The sequence below is a fragment of the Rhizobium pantanalense genome (genome assembly GCF_030182525.1).
Classification (GTDB): Bacteria; Pseudomonadota; Alphaproteobacteria; order Rhizobiales; family Rhizobiaceae; genus Rhizobium.
The window spans coordinates 1-19,790 of the sequence record NZ_JAQJCH010000021.1 but is presented as its reverse complement, the minus strand read 5'-3'; the positions used below and the strand labels follow the sequence as shown (position 1 = coordinate 19,790).

The 19,790-nt window shown below is 60.0% G+C and carries 19 protein-coding genes; 12 read left to right on the top strand and 7 right to left on the bottom strand.

The window, feature by feature from the left end:
- Positions 1–42 precede the first annotated feature (42 nt).
- A complete protein-coding gene (locus tag PH558_RS32795) occupies positions 43–1,392 on the top strand; it encodes a c-type cytochrome (protein WP_285208391.1) in 1,350 nt (449 codons plus the stop codon).
- A 144-nt stretch (positions 1,393–1,536) separates the two neighbouring features.
- Here the strand turns inward: PH558_RS32795 and PH558_RS32790 are convergent, their stop codons facing one another.
- Both PH558_RS32790 and PH558_RS32785 read right to left on the bottom strand, forming a co-directional pair.
- Positions 1,537–3,036 carry a sensor histidine kinase gene (locus PH558_RS32790; RefSeq protein ID WP_285208390.1) on the bottom strand — a complete coding sequence of 500 codons (1,500 nt, stop codon included), beginning with the start codon at positions 3,034–3,036 and terminating at the stop codon, positions 1,537–1,539.
- On the bottom strand, positions 3,033–3,758 hold the full coding sequence (locus PH558_RS32785) for a response regulator (protein WP_095437163.1): 726 nt from the start codon (positions 3,756–3,758) through the stop codon (positions 3,033–3,035). The genes PH558_RS32790 and PH558_RS32785 overlap by 4 nt, the downstream gene beginning before the upstream one ends.
- A gap of 582 nt (positions 3,759–4,340) precedes the next feature.
- On the opposite strand from PH558_RS32785, the gene PH558_RS32780 reads away from it, so the two are divergent.
- Both PH558_RS32780 and PH558_RS32775 read left to right on the top strand, forming a co-directional pair.
- Positions 4,341–4,592, top strand: coding sequence for a hypothetical protein (locus PH558_RS32780; RefSeq protein ID WP_285208389.1), 252 nt, complete (start codon positions 4,341–4,343; stop codon positions 4,590–4,592).
- 70 nt (positions 4,593–4,662) lie between these two features.
- Entirely contained in the window at positions 4,663–5,241 is a 579-nt protein-coding gene (locus tag PH558_RS32775) for a flavodoxin (RefSeq protein ID WP_285208388.1), read from the top strand.
- A 157-nt stretch (positions 5,242–5,398) separates the two neighbouring features.
- Here the strand turns inward: PH558_RS32775 and PH558_RS32770 are convergent, their stop codons facing one another.
- The 3 genes from PH558_RS32770 to PH558_RS32755 all read right to left on the bottom strand — a co-directional run bounded on the left by PH558_RS32770 (position 5,399) and on the right by PH558_RS32755 (position 8,078).
- Positions 5,399–6,586, bottom strand: coding sequence for an arabinose transporter (locus tag PH558_RS32770; RefSeq protein WP_285208387.1), 1,188 nt, complete (start codon positions 6,584–6,586; stop codon positions 5,399–5,401).
- 360 nt (positions 6,587–6,946) lie between these two features.
- Positions 6,947–7,123, bottom strand: a complete 177-nt coding sequence (locus PH558_RS32760) for a hypothetical protein (protein ID WP_158225447.1) — start codon at positions 7,121–7,123, stop codon at positions 6,947–6,949.
- 187 nt (positions 7,124–7,310) lie between these two features.
- Positions 7,311–8,078, bottom strand: a complete 768-nt coding sequence (locus PH558_RS32755; RefSeq protein ID WP_285208386.1) for a phosphatase PAP2 family protein — start codon at positions 8,076–8,078, stop codon at positions 7,311–7,313.
- 203 nt (positions 8,079–8,281) lie between these two features.
- Here PH558_RS32755 and PH558_RS32750 point away from each other — a divergent pair, with 203 nt between their 5' ends.
- The gene (locus PH558_RS32750) at positions 8,282–8,974 is read left to right on the top strand and encodes a response regulator (RefSeq protein WP_113407391.1); all 693 of its coding nucleotides are present in this window, start codon (positions 8,282–8,284) and stop codon (positions 8,972–8,974) included.
- On the top strand, positions 8,971–10,188 hold the full coding sequence (locus PH558_RS32745) for an ATP-binding protein (RefSeq protein WP_095437169.1): 1,218 nt from the start codon (positions 8,971–8,973) through the stop codon (positions 10,186–10,188). The genes PH558_RS32750 and PH558_RS32745 overlap by 4 nt, the downstream gene beginning before the upstream one ends.
- A gap of 36 nt (positions 10,189–10,224) precedes the next feature.
- On the opposite strand, the gene PH558_RS32740 is transcribed toward PH558_RS32745, so the two are convergent.
- Together PH558_RS32740 and PH558_RS32735 are read right to left on the bottom strand one after the other, a co-directional pair.
- Positions 10,225–11,175 carry a DUF535 family protein gene (locus PH558_RS32740; protein ID WP_285208385.1) on the bottom strand — a complete coding sequence of 317 codons (951 nt, stop codon included), beginning with the start codon at positions 11,173–11,175 and terminating at the stop codon, positions 10,225–10,227.
- A 159-nt stretch (positions 11,176–11,334) separates the two neighbouring features.
- Positions 11,335–12,993 (bottom strand): hypothetical protein, encoded by a 1,659-nt coding sequence (locus PH558_RS32735; protein ID WP_285208384.1) that lies wholly within the window; start codon positions 12,991–12,993, stop codon positions 11,335–11,337.
- Between the two features lie 320 nt (positions 12,994–13,313).
- Here PH558_RS32735 and PH558_RS32730 point away from each other — a divergent pair, with 320 nt between their 5' ends.
- From PH558_RS32730 to PH558_RS32700, 7 genes are all read left to right on the top strand, one after another.
- Positions 13,314–14,297 (top strand): helix-turn-helix transcriptional regulator, encoded by a 984-nt coding sequence (locus PH558_RS32730; RefSeq protein ID WP_285208383.1) that lies wholly within the window; start codon positions 13,314–13,316, stop codon positions 14,295–14,297.
- 225 nt (positions 14,298–14,522) lie between these two features.
- Positions 14,523–15,605 (top strand): HD domain-containing phosphohydrolase, encoded by a 1,083-nt coding sequence (locus PH558_RS32725; protein WP_095437174.1) that lies wholly within the window; start codon positions 14,523–14,525, stop codon positions 15,603–15,605.
- Positions 15,602–15,928, top strand: a complete 327-nt coding sequence (locus tag PH558_RS32720; protein ID WP_285208382.1) for a hypothetical protein — start codon at positions 15,602–15,604, stop codon at positions 15,926–15,928. Before PH558_RS32725 ends, PH558_RS32720 begins: the two co-directional genes overlap by 4 nt.
- The gene (locus PH558_RS32715; protein WP_047631891.1) at positions 15,925–16,293 is read left to right on the top strand and encodes a response regulator; all 369 of its coding nucleotides are present in this window, start codon (positions 15,925–15,927) and stop codon (positions 16,291–16,293) included. The genes PH558_RS32720 and PH558_RS32715 overlap by 4 nt, the downstream gene beginning before the upstream one ends.
- The gene (locus PH558_RS32710; RefSeq protein WP_285208381.1) at positions 16,290–18,314 is read left to right on the top strand and encodes a chemotaxis protein CheA; all 2,025 of its coding nucleotides are present in this window, start codon (positions 16,290–16,292) and stop codon (positions 18,312–18,314) included. Before PH558_RS32715 ends, PH558_RS32710 begins: the two co-directional genes overlap by 4 nt.
- Positions 18,311–18,823: a chemotaxis protein CheW gene (locus tag PH558_RS32705; RefSeq protein ID WP_285208380.1), complete on the top strand. Its 513-nt coding sequence runs from the start codon at positions 18,311–18,313 to the stop codon at positions 18,821–18,823. The genes PH558_RS32710 and PH558_RS32705 overlap by 4 nt, the downstream gene beginning before the upstream one ends.
- A gap of 25 nt (positions 18,824–18,848) precedes the next feature.
- On the top strand, positions 18,849–19,790 hold a 942-nt coding region (locus PH558_RS32700; protein ID WP_285208379.1), incomplete at its 3' end, for a HAMP domain-containing protein.

Below are 19,790 nucleotides of genomic sequence, written 5' to 3'. Positions count from 1 at the left end.
ATAGAATACGAAATCCCGAAGCAAAGACATGAGGGCACCTCCTTGAAGAAACTTCTTCTGGTTCTTCTCCTGATCATCGTGCTTGTAACCGGCGGCGTCGCATGGTTCGTGACCCGCACGCCGGCATCTCCCTTCGACAATGTCGCCGCGATACAGGCGCCCTCGGAGGACCTGCTGCAGCACGGCGAATATGTCGCGCGCCTCGGCGACTGCGTCGCCTGCCATAGCACGCCGAAGAGCGCCCCCTTTGCCGGCGGGCTGGAGATGGGGACGCCGCTCGGCTCCATTTTCACGACCAACATCACCCCGGACAAGGAAACCGGGATCGGCAACTATACGCTCGCCGATTTCGACCGCGCCGTGCGCCAGGGTGTTGCCCGCGACGGGCATCGCCTCTATCCGGCCATGCCCTATCCCTCCTATCTGAAGATGAGCGACGACGACATTCGTGCGCTCTATGCCTATTTCATGAATAGGGTCGAGCCTGTGAAGCAGGCGGACAAACCCTCCGACATCAAATGGCCGATGAACATGCGCTGGCCTCTGGCGCTCTGGAATGCCGTCTTCACCGAAGGCGGCACCTATCAGCCGAAAACGGCCGGCGACGACCAGTGGAACCGGGGCGCCTATCTTGTGCAGGGGCCGGGACACTGCGGCAGCTGCCATACGCCGCGCGCCATCACCATGGCGGAAAAGGCGCTGGATGAGAGCAGTCCGCTCTATCTTTCCGGCGCCCTTCTCGACGGCTGGTATGCACCGAGCCTGCGTGGCGATCCCAATACCGGACTTGGGCGCTGGAGCGAGGACGATATCTATGCCTTCCTCAAGAACGGCAGGAACGGTCACGCGGTCGTCTTCGGCTCAATGGCGGATGCCTTCAACAATTCGACGCAGTTCATGAGCGATGACGACCTGAAGGCAATAAGCCATTACCTAAAATCCCTGCCCGGCGATCCCGCCCGCGACGGCACCCCCTGGCAATATGACGAAGGTACCGCCCAGAACGTGTCGCTTTCCAACCGCGAGAAGATCCCGGGTTCCCAGACATTCGTTGCGAAATGCAGCTTCTGTCACGGCGTCGACGGCCGCGGAAAGCAGCAATGGATTCCGCCGCTCGCCGGCTCTGCCGCTTCGCTTGCGAAGGAAAATGCGTCGCAGATCAATGTAACGCTGAACGGCTCCAGCCGCGTCGTCGCAAATGGAATCCCGGATGCCTATCGCATGCCGCCGTTCCGTCAGCAGCTTTCGGACCAGCAGATTGCCGATGTCCTGACATTCGTGCGCTCGTCCTGGGGGAATCATGGCGGAGCTGTTGCAGCAAACGATGTGAAGGCCTTGCGCGAGCATACGGATCCGGCAAGCAGCAGCCCGATCATATTGCAGATGCGGTAGCTTCCGCCGCGCCCGATCTTTGTTGCAACGATAAAGGGCAAAGGCGCGGCATACGGGATTTCGGACAGCGAGCGGTTCAGTGTTTGCGCCGAACCGCTCTGAATGACTCTGCCCGGCATGGTCTTTCCGTAAGGGGCAGAGACCTTAGTGTTCCTGCCCGGCAAGCTTGAGAGCTTGCGCCCGCTTTCTTCTCCTGCTCACCCGCGACGACGGCGTCTTGACCTGCCCTTCCTGGGGCAAGGAAATAATTGCTCTCAGACCGGGATTGTTGGGCTGAAGCAGGATATCGCCACCATGCTGTCGCGCGACAGCGCGGGCAATCGACAGGCCTAATCCAACGCCGCCCGTGCCCCTGTTTCTCGAAGCTTCCAGACGGAAAAAGGGCGCGAAGACTTTTTCCTTCATATCCTCCGGTATGCCCGGGCCATTGTCTTCGACGACGATATCGATGGTACTGGCCGAGTGGTGAATGTGGACCTTGGCATAGCCGCCGTAGCGTGCCGCATTTTCCGCAAGATTGCGGACGGCGCGGCGCAAGCCATCGGGCCGGCAGCGATAGGTCGTCTTCGGCCCTTCGAGATATTCCACCGGCAGGCCGAGATCGGCAAGGTCGTCGCAGATGCTGCCGACCAGTGCCTCCAGTTCGATGGCTCGCGTTTCCTCGGCCGTGGATTCGCCGCGTGCGAAGGAAATGGCGGCCTCCGTCATGTTCTGAAGCTCGTCGATGGTCGATAGCATCTTCTGCTGGATATCGGCGTCCTTGACGAATTCCGCCCGCAACCGAAGCGAAGTCAGCGGCGTCCTGAGATCATGGCCGATTGCGGCCAGCATCCGGGTGCGATCGTCGACGAAGCGATGCAGGCGTTCCTGCATCCTGTTGAACGCCTCGGCCGTGCGCCTGATGTCATCAGGTCCTTCTTCCGGCAGCGGCGGAAGATTTTCGCCGCGCCCCAAGGCTTCCGCCGAAACGGCAAGCCGTCTCATCGGGCGTGCGATGCGGCTGGCGATGAATACTCCGATGAGCGACAGGATAAGCGCGGTGGTCGCGAGAGAGGTGAGCGATTTCATATCCCACCAGCGATCGCCGACATTCTTATAGAACGCGGTGTTCAGCCACATGCCGTCATTGAGCTTGACGACAAGGCCGTATCCGTTGCGATCCCCGAAATAAACGAATTTTGCCGGCTGCGGCAGGCTCCAGAGAACAGGCGGCGGGGTGGCCCAGCCCTCGGCAGCATTTGCCGTCATTGCTCCCTTCGACATCAGATGATCGACATCGGAATTCGAGCGCATGCCGTACTTCGCGCCGAGATCGATAAAATTCTCGATCGGCCGCGCAAGTTCGTTTGCCGCACGCAAGCGCCATGCGCTTTCATCCGTCGGTTCCGTCTGCGAAAGCCAGAAGCGGGAATAGCTGGTCTCGCTTGCGAGCAGCGCCTGTTCACGCAACGGCTTGGGCATGGATTCCATCAAGCGCGTGACGGAGGCGCAGCGGCTGAAGAATTCGCTCTTCATCGCGGCGTGCAGCGCCTTGGTGCGCTCGTCCCAGGAAATCGAAAATGTCAGGCACTGCGAGACGACAAGGGCAAGCAGGGTAAAGCCGATGAACTGCGCAGCAAGGCTCCTCCTCCACCAGTAGATCATTCGAACCCCACATCAGCCGAGAGGCTGTAGCCGCCGCCCCAATGCGTCTTGATGACCGAAGGGTTCTTCGGATCCGGCTCGATCTTCTTGCGCAGGCGGCTCACCTGGTTGTCGATGCTTCTGTCGAAGATGTCGGCGGTCCTGCCAACCGTCAGATCGAGAAGCTGCTCGCGGCTGAGCACCATGCCCGGACGTTCGAGGAAGACCTTCAGAAGTCGGAATTCGGCGGTGCTGAGCGGGATGCCGACACCATCGTCGCCCGAAAGCTCCTGCCGCCCCATATTGACGCGCCACTGACCGACGCGGACCACCCTGGCCTTTTTCAGCGTTTCCCGCTGCTGCTGCGGCACGCCATTGGCCCGACGCAGGACAGCCCGGATGCGTGCCAGCAATTCGCGCGGATTGAATGGCTTCACCAGATAATCGTCAGCCCCCAGTTCGAGGCCGATGATGCGGTCGGTATCCTCGCTCATGGCGGTCAGGAAGATGATGGGGGTATCCGTCGTCGCCCTGAGATGACGGCAGACGGAGAGACCATCTTCGCCCGGCATCATGACATCCAGAACGATCAGATCCACCGCACCGCGTTCGATAATCCGTCTCAGGGCAAGCCCGCTATCGGCAACGCTGACCTTGTAGCCCTGCTGCTCGAGATACTGGCCGACAAGGTCCCTTATGTCCGAATGATCATCGACGACGGCGATGTGCGCAGCTTTTTGCATGACGGTTTCCACGATCTCAAGTCATTCTACAGAAGGCCGCTCCGAGCCGCATCGAAAAAAGTGTATCAAAGTTTCACATAGACCGGAGGGTTGCGCCGCAAGCGGCGCTCCCACTTGAAAACCTAGCGGCAGCCGGTGCAAGCCGCATCGAGAGGATACGGATTTCATCGAAACTGTCCTCGAAATCCAATTGATATTTTGCGCGAAGAGGTCCCCTGCAGCTGACAAACTATAAGGTTGTTGTCACATGGATGTGCCGCGGACAGGCAAATTTGTAACAAGCTGTCGCAGCTTTCGCACCGCCGATGTGCCCTGTATCGGCGAAATGCGACGGCGGCATCGACCGGCTTCGATCAAGGTCAATCCTGCCGCGCTCTCTGAAAAATAGGCCGCTTGCGGTAGCCGCCCAACAATCATTGCCGCGCCGGCCCGCTCCAGAGCCGATGGCCGGCGCTGCCATTGCCGGCGACAGGCTTTTACATCTCCGGCACAAAGCTGCGACATGACCGTCTTAACCTCCTGCTCGAAGATCACTTGCCCGGTCGAGACTATCGACGCTGACAGGAGGATATGGAATTGGCCATGGAATTATCACAGATCGCAACGCTTCGCCGCGTTCTCGAAATCTTCTGCGCCCGGCACGAACTGGAGTTTGCCGATCGAACGGCGATCATCGCCGCCCGCGAGCTCATGAAATTCGCCGACGAGGGCGAAACCGATCCCCTGGTTCTCGAGCAGCGCCTCGACGAGGCAATGCAGACTTCCGGCGGACCTATGCTGCCGGCCCGGAGGGCCGTGGCATCGATGGGCGCTTCATCGGCGCGGCAGCAATGATTTTCCGCCGTCGAAATTGTCCGGTCATCTTCCGCACCCAAAAGCCTCATTGAAATCGGAAGGCAAACCCATGCACATTTCCCGCCGCACCGTGTTGACATCGATGGTGGCCGCGGCCGCCGCACCCAACTGGAGCTTCGCCGCAGACGGGCGACGGTTTCTGGTCGTCTATTATTCCTATACCGGCCATACCGGCGCGGTTGCCGAAAAGCTTCGCGCGCTCCTGGGGGCCGAGCTCTTCGAAATCCAGATGCGCAACCCCTATCCTCTCGACATGCAGCGTGCTGCCGAGCAGTCCAAATACGAGCTGGAAACGGGCGAGCTTCCTCCCTTGCTCGACGGCCTTCCCAATCTTTCGAAATACGATCTGATCCTCGTCGGCGGCCCGGTGTGGTGGAATACCATCACGCCGCCTGTCATGAGTTTCCTCGAACGGACGGATTTCGGAGGGCGGAAGGTTGCCGCCTTCGCCACATATGTGCTGGAGCCGGCGCACTACGAAAGGAATTTTGCCGCACAGGCACGCAGCGCTTCGCTTCTACCCAGCCTGATGATCAGCGAATTCGAGGTCACGGAGCGGTTGGCCGACAAGGCCATCGCGTCCTGGGCTCTCAAAAACCTGCGGAAGGATGCGCCGCAAGCTCTCTAAGCTCGCCAACACGCAGGGATTGACCCCGCTGTGCCGTCGCGCGGGCCGTAACCTCTTGGCGTGGTTTTCGCTGCCCTATAGCTGTCCAAGGATGTCGCTGGGCATATTGCCAAGCGCTTCTGGCGGTCCCGGCCGAACGCAGGGACCGCCATATCAATCAGCTGAACGCAACAGTGCGTATCCTGCGGAGCGAGAGTGCGATCAACAGGCCGGCGATCGCGGCGACGGTGCCTGCCAGAAAGACGCTGCCATAGCCGGCCCGGTCGGCCAAAAGGCCGGCAAATGGCCCGGTCAGCCCGTAGGCGAGGTCCTGAAAGGCCGAGAAGCCTCCAAGCGCGGTACCGCGCAGATGCGGTTCCACCCGCCGGACGACCTCGCGGCCCATGGAAGGATAGATCAGTGAGCATCCGAGACCGGTCAGAAAGGCACCCGCCAGGGCGAGCGTGGGATCGGCGGCACTCCAGATCAGCAATTGGCCTACCGCTTCTACGGCCAGTGACCCGAGCGCGACCGGCAAGCCACCGATACGATCAGGCAGATGGCCGAAGAGCACGCGTACCAGAACGAAGCCGACGCCGAAGGCGGTCAGACCCAGCCCGGCATAGCTCCAGCCCCGATCAAGAAAATACAGCGTGAAGAAGGCACCGATCGCGGCGAAGCCTATGCCCTGAAAACACACGACCGCCCCATGCAGCCAGACCCTGCCGACGACGGTCCAGAATGGCGGGCGCGGCGCACCGGGATGAGGCGCAATGGCGGGAACCCGCCAGATTGCCACCAGGCCCAGGAGTGGCAGGACAGCGCTGATCGCCATTGTCCCGGCAAAGCCGAGCCGGCTGAACAATGTCAGACCGATCGGCCCGCCCGCAGCGAACGCTCCATAGATGGCGGCGCCGACCAGCGCCAGAACCCTGCCCGAACGCGCCGGGCCGACGACGCCGATGCCCCAGGCGATGATGCCCACGGCAACCAGACTTTCGCCCAGCCCCAAAGCCAAGCGTCCCAGAAGGAGGAGCAGAAAGGACGCTAACGGCATCTGGGTGAGAACGCCGGCACCCAAAGCCGTCAAAGCGCCGACGACATAGAATGCAAGCCCCCGCGTCACAGCGACCTTGGCGCCGCAATGATCCGAGAGTCCCCCGGCATAGCCGCGCGTGAGTATGGTTGCCAGAAAGGCGATGCCGACGCCGAGCCCGGCCCAGACATTGCCGAGCCGGAGCTGCTCGCTCACATAAAGCGGCACGATCGGAAACGAGATGCCGATGCAAAGATAGGAAATGAAGAGAATGGCGCTCAGCAGCAGCAGCCGGCCGCGCGCCGGATCGGGTGTCGATTGAAAAGCCATGTTGATCTCCAGGCTTTTCCTCGATGGGCGAAGGCATAAAAAAACGCACTCCGACCGACGAGGATCGTTGAGTGCGTTGCTTGACGTCAAACGCTTACGGCCGGCACCGCCGGCTGCCATTCCAATAGGCGCTTGCCGAACGACTGTCAACGTGATGCTCGCAAAGCTGGGCGATCACTCGGGCACAGGACCGCGCCAACCAGGCAGGTAATCGGCCTCCTTGCCCTTGGCAAGCTCGTGCGCCCTTTCCAGCGCGGCATTGAAATCCTTCTCGAGATCCTTGCGCTTGATGCGGCGGCGCAGGAAATCCGTCAGGCAGGCTGCGGGAGAAGCGCAACCATACCCGGTACGAATTACCCTTCATGCGGCTTTCTTGACTACCGTAAACTGCGAACGCCTGTAGAAGGCCAGCATTTCCCGCTCAAAACTCTCAACGGCAAGCACGACCCATGGCTCGTAATGGTCTCTGCGGGAGCGCATCCAGCGTCGGCCATCCGTGTCGAGCATTCCCCGCAATGCCCAATCTACCAACCCCATCCCATCACTCTCACCCTGACCAGGTCCATTTATCATCCGCCTTACCGGCCTCAATCGCGTCCGATGGCATGGCCAACGCTAAATAGGTAAACGCTGATCGAAGGAAAGGTGAAGAAACGTTGTGTTAAGGTTTGTAACATGGGTTTGCCTGGGACTGTCGCATTGCGGCGACACCCTGGCGATAGGGTCATCTGAACATCAGGCGCGTGACATGGCGATCGATCATCCGCGAATTCGCTTCGATCCAGCGCCAGACCATGGCCATGGCAAACATGGTCAAAAGCCATCCGAGCATGACATCCGACAGGAAATGAGCACCAAAGATCACGCGGTTGAACGCCACGAACAGCGAGCATGGTACCAGGATCACCGCAGCAATCCATCTGCGCCCCACAGGCACGAATATCAATAGCGACAGCGCCGCGGCAGCCGCGGCTGCTTCGCCGGAAGGGAAGGAACAATTGCGGCTGCACGCCGCCGAAAACTGCCACACCGGGGTAAAATCAGCTGTGCCCCCAAACTCGATCAGCTGACGAGGGCGCACGCGTCCAATCGCTGCTTTCAGCGTCTGCACCACCAATAGCGGCCCGGCGGCAAAGCTCAGGAGCACGAAAAGCGGCTTGTGAGGGGAGCAGAACCGCAGTCGCCGCGGCAGAAAAACATGCAGGACGATGATGACAGCCATGGTGCCGAGGATATAAGGCTGACTTAGACGGGCAATATCCCTCACCGCCTTCAGCCAGAGGTTTTCCGCGAGCCAGAAGATATGTCCGTGGGCAAATAAGCGCGCAACGGCCAGATCGAGTTTCGGAAAGACCACGAAGACGAAACTGCTCCAGACGATCAGCATACCGATGGCTGCCAACTCGCCATCTGCCTTTGCGTGCTCCTGCCGCCGGCGCAGCCGCGCTTGGCCGGAATCGGAGCTCCAGGAATTCGATGCAAATTTCCACATGCCATATCTCCAGAGACGGAACGGCGCCAAGCTGAATCCCGATTGTCAAGAAATGGCGAAGATCGCATCAAGGCCCTGTTCAGAATCGGCCATCAGGCGATCGGAAAGCTGTTTGGAAATTGCGGAAGCCGGCTTTGTTCGCAATAGTAGAACTCGGGCGGCAAAGCCGAACGGAAAAACAGAAGAAACACAGGGCGCTAGGGGTGGATAACAGTCTCGTTCTCATCGTGGAGGATGAACCGGCAATCGCACAGATACTCGAGGGCTATCTGACCCGGGACGGCTTTCGCACGGTTCGCGCCGGCGACGGTGAAACCGCGCTGCAGCATCATGCGCTTTTGAAGCCCGACCTCGTGCTTCTGGATGTTCGTTTGCCGAAACTGGATGGCTTCGGCGTGCTCGGCCGCCTGCGCCAGGCCGGCTCGACGCCGGTCATCATGGTCACAGCCGTCGCTGATGACATCGACCGACTGAGCGGGTTGCGCCTCGGTGCCGACGACTATGTCGTCAAACCGTTCAACCCGCAGGAAGTCGTCGCTCGCGTCAGAGCGGTCCTGCGCCGGACGCAGGGCGAGCGCGCGGAAGCCATCAAGCGCTTCGGCGCGCTGGAGGTCGATTTCGGCAGCTATACCGTCTTCATCAACAGGGACGAAGGCCGTGTTGCAGTGCCGTTGACGCTGAGCGAATTCCGAATCCTCGCCTACATGATCCGCCATCCGACCCAGGCTTTCGCGCGCGCCGATATCCTCGATGCCTGCCTGCCGGAAAGCGATGCCCTGGTGCGCACGGTCGATACGCACATCTCCAACCTCAGGCGCAAACTGGAGGAAATGGGACTGATCGGTTTCTTTCCTGCCGTACGCGGCATCGGCTATCGCTTTTCGGACCCGAGATGAAGAAACCGAGATTTCCGAGCGCACCGCTTGCAACGCTCACGGCCGTCGTCACCACGATCATGCTGCTGCTCAGTGTCGGCCTGACCTATCTGGGAGTCGACTGGTATGCGACCTATCTGGAGCAGGGTATCAGCGATGCTCTGCCGCCGCGAGCCGCGACAGCCTACAAGATGCTGAGCGAAAACAAGATTCCCGACGGGGATTCGCTTAAGCTGCTCGTCGAACATCTTAATTCGCTGACGGAGCCGACGGATCTCAAGGTGCAGCTTTCCGTACTCGTTTTCGGACTCTTGTCGGCTCTGCTCTGCGCCGTAATCGGCGTCTTCCTGGCACGGCGGCTTGCGCGCCCGCTCGAAGATCTCACTTCCGCCGCCGAGGGCCTGAAGTCCGGCGACTTCTCCGTCCGCGTCGCAGCCTCCTATCGCAGCACGCGCGAAGTCGCGAGCCTCGTTGAAACCTTCAACGCCCTTGCGACCAGCCTGGAGACGATGGAAGAAAGATTGCGCTTCAACAACATGGCGGTTGCACATGAGCTGCGCACGCCGTTGACCATCCTGCAGGGATCCCTGCAGAGCATGCTCGACGGCGTGTTTCCGATGGATCGGAAAATCATTTCCGACCTCCTCCTGCAGGTCGAAGGCCTGGGACGGGTTGTCGAGGATCTGCGCACCCTGTCGCTCGCCATCGGTCAGAAACTCGTGATGGACCGTCAGCGCATCGACGCATCCCTGCTGGTCGCGACTGTCATCGCCTCGGCAAAACCCATGCTGGAAGCCAGCAAGCTGCAGGTCGAAACCGGGCTGAAACCCGCCTGGATCTCGGCCGACTCCCCCCGCATTCGCCAAGCCGTGCTAGCGCTGCTCGAAAATGCGTGCCGCTACGCTGCCGAAGGCGGATGGCTGCGATGCGAAACCGAGCAGCTGGCGGACGATAGCATCGTCATTCGCGTTCTCGATCGCGGTCCCGGATTTCCGCAGGATATGGATGCCGTCGCCGTCAACCCTTTCTGGCGCGGCGATCCCTCGCGTTCGCGGGCGACCGGCGGCACCGGACTGGGACTATCCGTGGTGCAGGCAATCGCGGTTGCCCACGGCGGACATCTTGAATTCGCAAATCGGCCCGAGGGCGGCGCCATGGTCGCAATCCATTTGACGGGCAGCATGCCGGAAGAAGCGCACGGTTCCGGACAGCAGGGGCAATGCCGGCTTTGTTGACCAAAGTCATCGCCGCCGGAAAAGGCCGGCTGACGATCAATGGAAGAGTTCGCCGATATTGTAGAACCACGACTTGCTCTGGCTGCGCCTGTCAGTTTCGAGGATCGTCGAATAGGGAACCCTGAAGCCGTAGACCCCTTCCGGTTCGGCAGAGCGCTCGAGCCAGAAAGCATCGATGTTCGATAGCAACATCGATTGCCGGGCGCGCCGGCGATACTGGATCGGATGCCTTGCCTGCGAGACGGCCAGGAAGTGCTGCATCCCGCCTTCCGCCGCAAGGCCCTGCAGCACGATGAGGATTGCCTCTTTCGGGCGCAGGCCCGCAAGATCGCGGGTCACCTCGACGATACGCTGCTTGGCATTGCGCGGCCCCTGCATGCTGCCGACGACGAATGTATAGCGCCCCTCCATCCCTTGATTGACGAAGGTGAATCTTGCCGTGCAGAGAAGTGCCTGATCGCTCACGCGCAGGAGTTTGATCGCGAAAGCGCCCTCATGCCGGCCACCGCTGCGGTCGGCGAGTGCGATGCAGCATGCGTATGCTTCGCTCCTGCCTTGAACAAGGCCCATTTCCAGCCATTCGCCGCGCCAGAGCCGCGTCATGCTGTCCCTGGAGAAAATAACTTCCGCAATGGAAAAATGCTCGATGAGAAGGGAGAGCCGCCGGGCGTTGGGCATTCCGTGGACCAGAAATTTCGACAGCGGTTTCTGCAGCAGCTCGTCATGGGGCAGCGGCAATTCGCGCGCAGCCGCAAATGCAGCAGTAAAGCGCCACCACCGGATGGTCAGAAGCGGGTTGGCGGCAAAGCGGCACCAGAAAAGAACAGCGCGCTTCCAGCGCACCCGCAGGCTGAAGGTCAATATTCTCCAGAGCAGGGCGTACTGAGATCTCTGCGATCTGGCAGCTGCCCGCACGACCATCGTGGAAGGAGAAATACTGGATATGACGCCCTCTGGCGTCACGACGATCGATGTCTTTCGGTTCATGCAAAGGCCCGGCGAATATGGTTTCGCCGAACCATCTGCATTGGAATTGTCAAGGCAGCGTCAAGGCAGGGTCAGCCTTTCGTGGGCCGTGTCATGAAAGGCTGAAGCCAGCTTGCAAGGCGATGGGATATTTGCCCGCCGCCCTAAGCTGCCAGGAGATTAGAAGAGAGCATCCGCAAAAAGATCCTCGTCACTGGCCGGCGCCGGTGTGCTTTCGGCGGAGTTCACCGCACCGAAAATGGCAGCATGAATCTCGCGTTCGGCTGCCATGGTATAGATCTTGAAGATGCGTTCGGAAATCGTCGCCGCCGGAGCCTCGAGCCCGGTCGTATCGACAAATGCGCTCCGCATATGACCGGCCTCCTTCGTGCAGGACGCCAAGGTCTCGCCGATCCCGGCGCGGAAGTCCAAACCCTTGATCACATCGGTCACTTGCGAGGTCATGGCCTCGCCGCAACGGCGCAGCTCCTGCACATTGAGATCCATCGCCGCGCCGGCTTCGCCGATATGGGCGAGCGCCGCGTCTATATGCGTGCCGAGCCCGGAAGAACTTTCCTCTTCGCCGGCCTGTCGCCAATCCTTGAGGCCGGTTGCCTGTATTTCGAGCTTGCCGAGGCCGACGAGGATCTTCTCGGCATCTTCATCGAGCAGCGATGCGAACGAGCGCAGCTCGCCGGCAACCACATTGATCGCCCGTCCTTCCTCACCGAGCTTGCCGCAACGCAGATTGGTATTGAGGGCCATGTATTGAATGTCGCGCCGCACGAGCTGGATGGTCAGGATGCTCGTAGTCAGCTCCTTGACCATTTCGGAGGTCTTTTCGCTAAGCCGATTGGCGCCGGCTGCGGCAACGTCGATGCGATCAACAACGATCCGCGCCGCGGCAAGATCGCCGCGCAGCGAATTGATCGGACTTTTGCCATCCTGCCCGCTCTGCGACATCATTGTCCGATAGAGATCGAGCAAAGTGCCGATATCGTCACTGAAACTGCGGATGTTGTCTACAATCTTGGCGGTCTCGCGGTCGAAACCCTTGGTCGTTTCGCCAAGCAGCTCGAAGATCAGTGTCATGGCCAGTTGCGACAGGCGCTGGCGATCGATGGCGGAAAGGCCGGCCGGAACCTCCGAGGCGAGATAGGCCTCCGCGATCGCATGTGCCGTCTGGCAGTGCTCGACCCTTTGCCTTGTGATGTCGCCGATCTGCATAGCCGACAGCGTATGGGCAACCTTGTTCTGGATCTTGCGCGCCAAGCCGGCGACGCTATCCGCCAATTCGGAAAGATTTCGGCGCTGAAGCTGGATTTCCTCGGCGTTCGATATGAGGCGCTGGACGATGGACGGGATGCCGTTCAGATGCTGCCCCAGCGAACCGTCCTCATTTGCCGTGGCGGATTCGATCTGCCCTTCCAGCGAGCGGATCTGCAAGGACAGCGCCTTAACTTCCTTCGCGGCGAATTCGATGCGCTCGACGATCTCGCTGGCGAAGCTCGAAAAGTCGGGAATGCGCGCGCCTGCGATCTTCGCCGTTGCGGCAAAGGTCCTGAGATAGCGCAGAGTTTCCTCCATCGAGAGGACGTGTTCGGCAAGCCGCTGTCCAGTCTGCCCGATGGCGGCGACGCTCTCCTGGCGCTGCGCTTCGGCAGGCGGCAGCTTGTTCAAAAGATCCACCGTCTGAAGCAGCCGCGCCGTGGCTTCGGTCGCATTCTCCTCCTTCAGCGAATTGCCGATATGCTCCAGCAGGCTGACGAGCTTGGCAAGCGCTTCCGTGACCGTGATGAGCACTGCGCCACCATCCAGGAAGCGCTGTTCGATCTGCAATCGGGCGCTCTCCAAGCGATCGACGAAGCTATCCGTCGATGGGATAAATTGCCGGCTTGTCGCTGCATACGCCATACTGTTAGGACCCCGCCCAAGATTATCCTCGGCAAACTAAAGCGAACAAAAAAACATGGAGTTAACGCGGTGACGAAACGGGCCGCCTGCTTGCGACCGTCACCCTTGCGCCGCCGGGAAAGCCCTGGGCAAGACCCACGTCTTATAACTGGCAATCAGCACGCCTCGCCATTGTGCAGGCCACCGGCGGCCTCTGCTTGCAATTCCGCGCGCAAGCGGGCCTGCTCACGCTGATTGAAGACAAGATGAAGATAGCTACCGAGAAATACGCCTGGTCATCCTGCGAACCTGCCGAGTTACAGGAGAGATTGAAAAGCGCGGATATATCGGTCGTCATCGAACGAAGGCTGGGCAATCCAAACTTCCATATCGATGTCACACTGGCCACAATCCGAAAGATGGCGGCTTGGAAGATTTTTTCGAAAACGGGTTACGAAATCCTCTATCTGTTTGATCCTACCGACCGGATAGAGCTGCACTTCGTCGAAAACGGCGAATTTCAGGTTGAAACGGAGGACCAGGAATTCACGGCCGCCACGGGAGCCGCATTCATGCTGCTGTCTCCCGGCTCGACGAAAATCAGGGCGTCCGCGAATGCCCGCAAGGTTGCGCTTGCCATACCCCGCATTCATTGCCTGCCACTGATCGATATCGGAAAAGACGATCCTGAGTTGTTTTTTCGACGCTTCACTATGCTGGCCGACATTGACGAAACCGGAATAAGAACGGTTCACCGCATGGCGGCCTTGCTGCTCGAGGCGGATGAGCATCCCTTCGCCGGCTCGCCATTGGGTGCCTCCCTTTTCAAGGAGGCGTTGATTACCGCCTTTATGCAATCATGGCCGCAATCCATACAGAAGACCGTGATCCAGAGCGCGCGACCACGCAATCTGAAGCGGGCGCTGGACTGGATTCAGACCCATCTAGGCGACGAGTTCACGGTACTCGATATTGCCAGAAATGCTGGCCAGAGCGTGCGCAGCCTGCAGATTTCCTTCCAGCAGAACATGGGTATGAATCCCCTGAATTACGTGCAGCGCCTCCGGCTGCAGCAAATCCATTACGATCTGCTTCACGGCGATGCGGACGAAAACATATCCGAGATCGCCACGCGCTGGGGATTTACTCACATGGGATATTTCGCAGCACGTTATCGTGCCATGTATGGCGTATCCCCGTCATCGACACGCACCAGCCGTTACGACTTCGATGCGGCTGACAAGATTTGATATCAGAAAAACGCAATCCTATCACTTAATCGCAGTTAATTATGAAATCAGCTACAGGTTGAGCATAAGTTTAACACACCGTTAGCCATTTAACGATTTCGTTACCTCAGCCAAGATTCACAATCATTGTGACGCGGCCCTTTCATGAGAAAGGCCTCCAACAATCTTCCAGCCAAAATCCTGAGTAGATCCGCGGGCGTACCGCGGGCGCTCCGCGGGGTAGCTATGCGCGTCTTCGTAATCGATGACAGTCCTTCCGTTGTGGCCACGCTTTGCCGCGTGGTCGAAGCCATCAAGGGCAGCGAGGTATTGTCGTTCCTTCATCCGAGCGATGCCCTCAAGCGGCTCGACGACCGGACGCCAGACCTCATTCTCGTCGACTATATGATGCCCGACATGAACGGCATCGAAGTGATCAGCCATGTGCGCAAGAACGCACTTACCGCCCATGTGCCGACCATCATGATCACCTCTCGCAGGGAGACCGATATCCGTTTGGCTGCCATGAAAGCGGGTGCCACCGAATTCCTGAACAAGCCGATCGACGAGATGGAACTGACGCTGCGCGTCCGCAACATTTTGAATATCGGAGAGGAGCGGCTGGCGCTGGCCGCCAAGGCCGCGACGCTGCAGCGCGATTTCGACGCCGCGATGCGAAGGATCGAGCGGCACGAGGAAGAGATCATCTGGCGTCTTTCCAAGGCGATCGCTTGCCGCCACGGCGAAACGGCCGATCATCTGGACCGCGTCGCGATTGTCGCGCGCATGATTGCCGAAGAGGTCGGCCTGGATGCCGGCCACTGCCGCATGATCTTTCTGGCGAGCGCGCTGCACGATGTCGGCAAGATCGGCCTGCCGGACGCTATTCTTTCCAAACCGGGTCCCTTGAGCCCGAACGAGCGCCGGCAAATGCAGCAGCATGCGGATTTCGGTGCGGAGATTCTGAGCGACAGCTCGAGCGAGCTCATCCAGATCGCGCGCAAGATCGCCGAGAGCCATCACGAAAGATGGGACGGTGCGGGCTATCCCAAAGGTCTTTCGGCTGCCGCCATCCCGATCGAAGCTCGCATCGTCGCCATAGCCGATGTTTTCGATGCCCTCTGCTCGAAGCGGGCATACAAGGCCGCTTGGCCGATCGCCGACGCATTTCGCGAGATCGTCAACAGCAGCGGCACCCATTTCGATCCGGCCTGCGTTGCCGCCTTCTGTCGCCGCTGGACGGATATCAAGGCTCTCTTCGAGTCCCAGAACAGCGACGACGCCGCAACGCAGATTTCCACACTTCAGTTATCCCGAGGTTCGGCATGAGCCAACAGTCTGAAATTCTCCACCTGCATGGGCCGCTGACGATCAAGACGATCACCAATGTCAGAGACATCGTTCAGGTCTATCTGCAGGAAGCAGCTTTGCGCAATCATGCCTTGATCATCGATATTGACAGCGGCGAAGAGATCGACCTCACCCTACCGCAACTGCTTCTGTCCGCGCGGCAAACAGCCGCTCGTGCTGGCGTTGCAGTTACTTTGAGCAAACCAGCGGACGGCAATTTTCTGACCGTCCTGCAACGTGCTGGCCTCCTTGGTGGAGACCGGCAAGAAGACAGTTTCTGGCTAAAAGGAAAAGCAGCATGAGCGCCAATATTCTCACCGTCGATGACTCCGCCAGCATTCGGCTGACCACGCGCATTGCTCTGACCAATGCCGGCTATTCCGTCACCGAAGCGGTCGATGGCGCCGATGGCCTCACCAAGCTGAAATCGGGCAATTTCGATCTCATCGTCACCGATCTCAACATGCCGAACATGGACGGCCTGACTATGATCCGCAGCCTGCGGCAGCTGCCGGCCTATATGGGAACTCCGGTCATCTTCCTGACCACGGAGTCGGACGGCGATCTCAAGCAGCAGGCGAAGGCCGCGGGCGCTACGGGATGGCTGACGAAACCCTTCGATCCCGAAACCCTCATCAAGATCGCGCGCAAGGTTCTCGGCAAATGAACGAGCTCGATCCGATCGCCGTTTTCAGGACGGAGGCCGCCGAACAGCTGGAGCTGATCGAGGCAGGCCTCCTCGATCTGATGCGCGATCTGAGCGACCGCGCTCAGATCGATGCGGTCTTCCGGGGCCTCCATACGCTTAAGGGATCGGGCTCAATGTTCGGCTTCGATCAGCTGGCCGCCTTCACCCATCATTGCGAGACCGCCTTCGATCGGGTTCGCAAGGGCGAAGCGCCAGCCACGAAGGAACTGGTAGGCGCCGTTCTCGATGCGCAAGGTCACATGCAGGCGCTGCTGGAAAACCCGAACGGCGATTACGAGACCATGAGTTCCGTTCTCCTGGAAAAATTGCGCCAGGCCGTCGGTGCAGCCGGATCGCACGCTTCGTCGGTAGCCCCTGCCACCCTGCAGCCGGTCGCGACTCCTGCTATAAATGCCGGTGGCGCAAAGACCTGGCATTTGAAATTCAGCCTGTCGGCCAATTCGATGATCAACGGCACCAATCCGCTCGGGCTGCTGGACGAGTTGCGCGAGCTCGGCGAATGCCGCGTCGAAGCCGACATCGATACCATCCCGCTGCTGGCGGACCTTGAGCCCCGCGATCTCCACATCGGCTGGACGGTTCACCTGACGACGGAAAAGCCGCGCTCGCACATCGAAGACGTCTTCATCTTCGTCATGGACGACATGACGATGGAGCTGAAAGAACTTCAGACAGCAGCGGAGCAGGCTCCTACGCTCGTCGCCGCCGGGATCGAGCAGCTTGCAGAAGATGAGGCGTCTAGGACCGTCACCTCGCCGATCGATGCGGGCAAGGCTCAGCCTGTCGATGCCAAATCGCAGAAGCAAGCCGACAATGTTCGCGTGCCTGCCCTCCGTCTCGATGAGATGATGGACAGGGTCGGGGAATTGGTCATCGCCCAATCGCGGCTGAGCCAGATGGCGAATTCCGCCGCCGATCTCGGCCTGCGATCGGTCTCGGAAGAAATCGAGCGGCTCGCCGGCGAATTGCGGGACACGATGATGGTCCTGCGAATGATGCCGGTGGCGAGCCTCTTCAGCCGCTTCCGCCGGCTGGTCCATGATCTCGCCCGCGAAACCGGCAAGGATATAGAACTCGTCACCGAGGGCGAGAGCACCGAGGTCGACAAGACGGTCATCGATCGGCTCGCCGATCCGCTCGTTCACCTCGTCCGAAACTCGATCGATCATGGCCTGGAAAGCCCGGAGGATCGTATTGCGGCCGGCAAGCCGGTGACGGGACGCGTCTTCCTCTCCGCGCACCAGACCGGCAGCGAGGTCGTCATCTCCATCAAGGACGACGGGCGCGGTATCGATCGCCAGAGGGTGCGCGCCAAGGCGGAAGCCAACGGTCTGATCCAGCCCGGCGCTCAACTTAGCGACAAGGAACTGCTGCAGCTGATCTTCCAGCCGGGCTTCTCGACGGCGGAAAAGGTCACCAATCTTTCCGGCCGCGGCGTCGGCATGGACGTGGTCAAGAAGACGATCGAGACGCTGCGCGGGGCGATCGATATTACCAGCGAATTCGGCAAGGGCTCAGAGATCGCTCTGCGCATCCCCCTGACGCTCGCGATCATCGACGGCCTTCTGGTTCGTGTCGGCAACGGTCGCTACGTGATCCCGCTCGCCGCCGTTGAAGAATGCCTGGAGCTCTCTGTCGAGCAGGATCTGCGCTCGCGCGGCCGTAGCTTCATCTCGCTGCGCGACGATCTCGTGCCGTTCCTGCGCCTGCGCGAGCTCTTCCGCACCGGCACGGAGCCCGATCCCTACCAGAAGGTGGTGGTGATCTCGACCGGCAGCGAGCGCGTCGGCCTTGTCGTCGACCAGATCATCGGCGACCACCAGACCGTCATCAAATCGATGTCGAAGCTTCACGACCACGTCTCCACCTTCTCCGGCGCGACCATTCTCGGCGACGGCAATGTCGCCCTGATCCTCGACGTCGTCCATCTCATCGCCGCCGGACAGCATCAGGAGGCGCAATTGCGAGCAGCAGGATGATCGAAGCAGACGTAAAATCGGACCATCGCGCCATATGGAAGGGTGATGACGAGCTTTCCGTGCTGACCTTCAGCCTCAATGGCGAGACCTTCGCCATCGAGGCGGTCGTCGTACAGGAAATCCTCGATCTTCTGCCCGAAACCAGCGTTCCCGGCAGCCTGCCCTTCGTCGGCAGCGTCATCAACTTCCGCGGCAAGGTCATTCCCCTTGCCGACATCCGCATCGCCTTCGGCATGGAGGCCGCCAATGTCACCATCGACAGCCGCATCGTCGCCACCGAACTCGAGCTCGATGGCGAAACGACCCTGATCGGCATTCGCACTGACAAGGTGCATGAAGTCACCCAGCTTCCGCAGGCGGCAAGCGAACCGCCGCCCGTCATCGGCATGCGCTGGCGCGCCGACTATATCCACGCCCTCGTCAAACGCGGCGGCGAATTTATCATCCTGCCGAACCTCCAAGCGATCTTTTCCTCGCAGCGGGCGGTTGCGATCAGGGCAACAGCATGAATTTCCAGGACAAGGAGGCCATCAGATGCGCTTTACGATCAAGCTTAAGCTGCTACTAACGTTTGCAGTCGTGATCGCCATGCTTCTTGGCACGGCCGTCTACAGCATCGCAACCCTCGGCCAGGTCAACGACAACTGGTCCGATACGTTGACGGGGCCTGCCGAACGCTTGCGGCTCGCCCAGAATCTCGACATTGCCGTCCTGCAGCAGTTGCGGCAGCAAAAGAACATGCTGTCATCCGCATCGGTCAATGAAACCAAGGACTATATTGTCAAGAGCGACGCTGCGCGTGCGGAGTTCGACACCGACCTTGCGAAGATCCTGGCCAATACCACTGCTCAGGACATGGCATTCTGGGCACAGATCAAGGATCTATCCGCCAATTGGCGCAATGCGGACGACCGCATCCGTGCGATGATGCTTGCCGGAGATACTGCCGGTGCGCTGAACATTTCAACGACGGACGCGCGCGACACAAGCACCAAAATCGACAATGTACTTGCACAAGTCTTCGATTCCGAACGGGCGAGACTGAAACAGGCGGACCAGGATGCCGCCAACGACTATGCGAATGCACGCTTGATCCTCATCGTCATCGCCTCGACGGCATCGATCCTCGCATTTCTTTCGGCGGTCTGGATCATCATTTCGATCAACAAGGGCATCAGCCGCGCAGTCAGGACCGTCCAGACCGTCGCCGACGGCGATCTGACTGAATTCGCCGTGATCACCACCAAGGACGAGATCGGCGAGCTTCTGGGCCACGTCAATTCGATGATCGAACGACTGCGTGGTGTCGTTGCCGATGCACTGTCGGCCTCCGACAATGTCTCGTCGGGCAGCCAGCAGCTCTCGGCCGGGTCCGAGCAGCTGTCTCAAGGTGCCACCGAACAGGCCTCTTCTGCCGAAGAAGCTTCCGCCTCGATGGAAGAGATGGCCGCCAACATCAAGCAGAATGCCGATAAC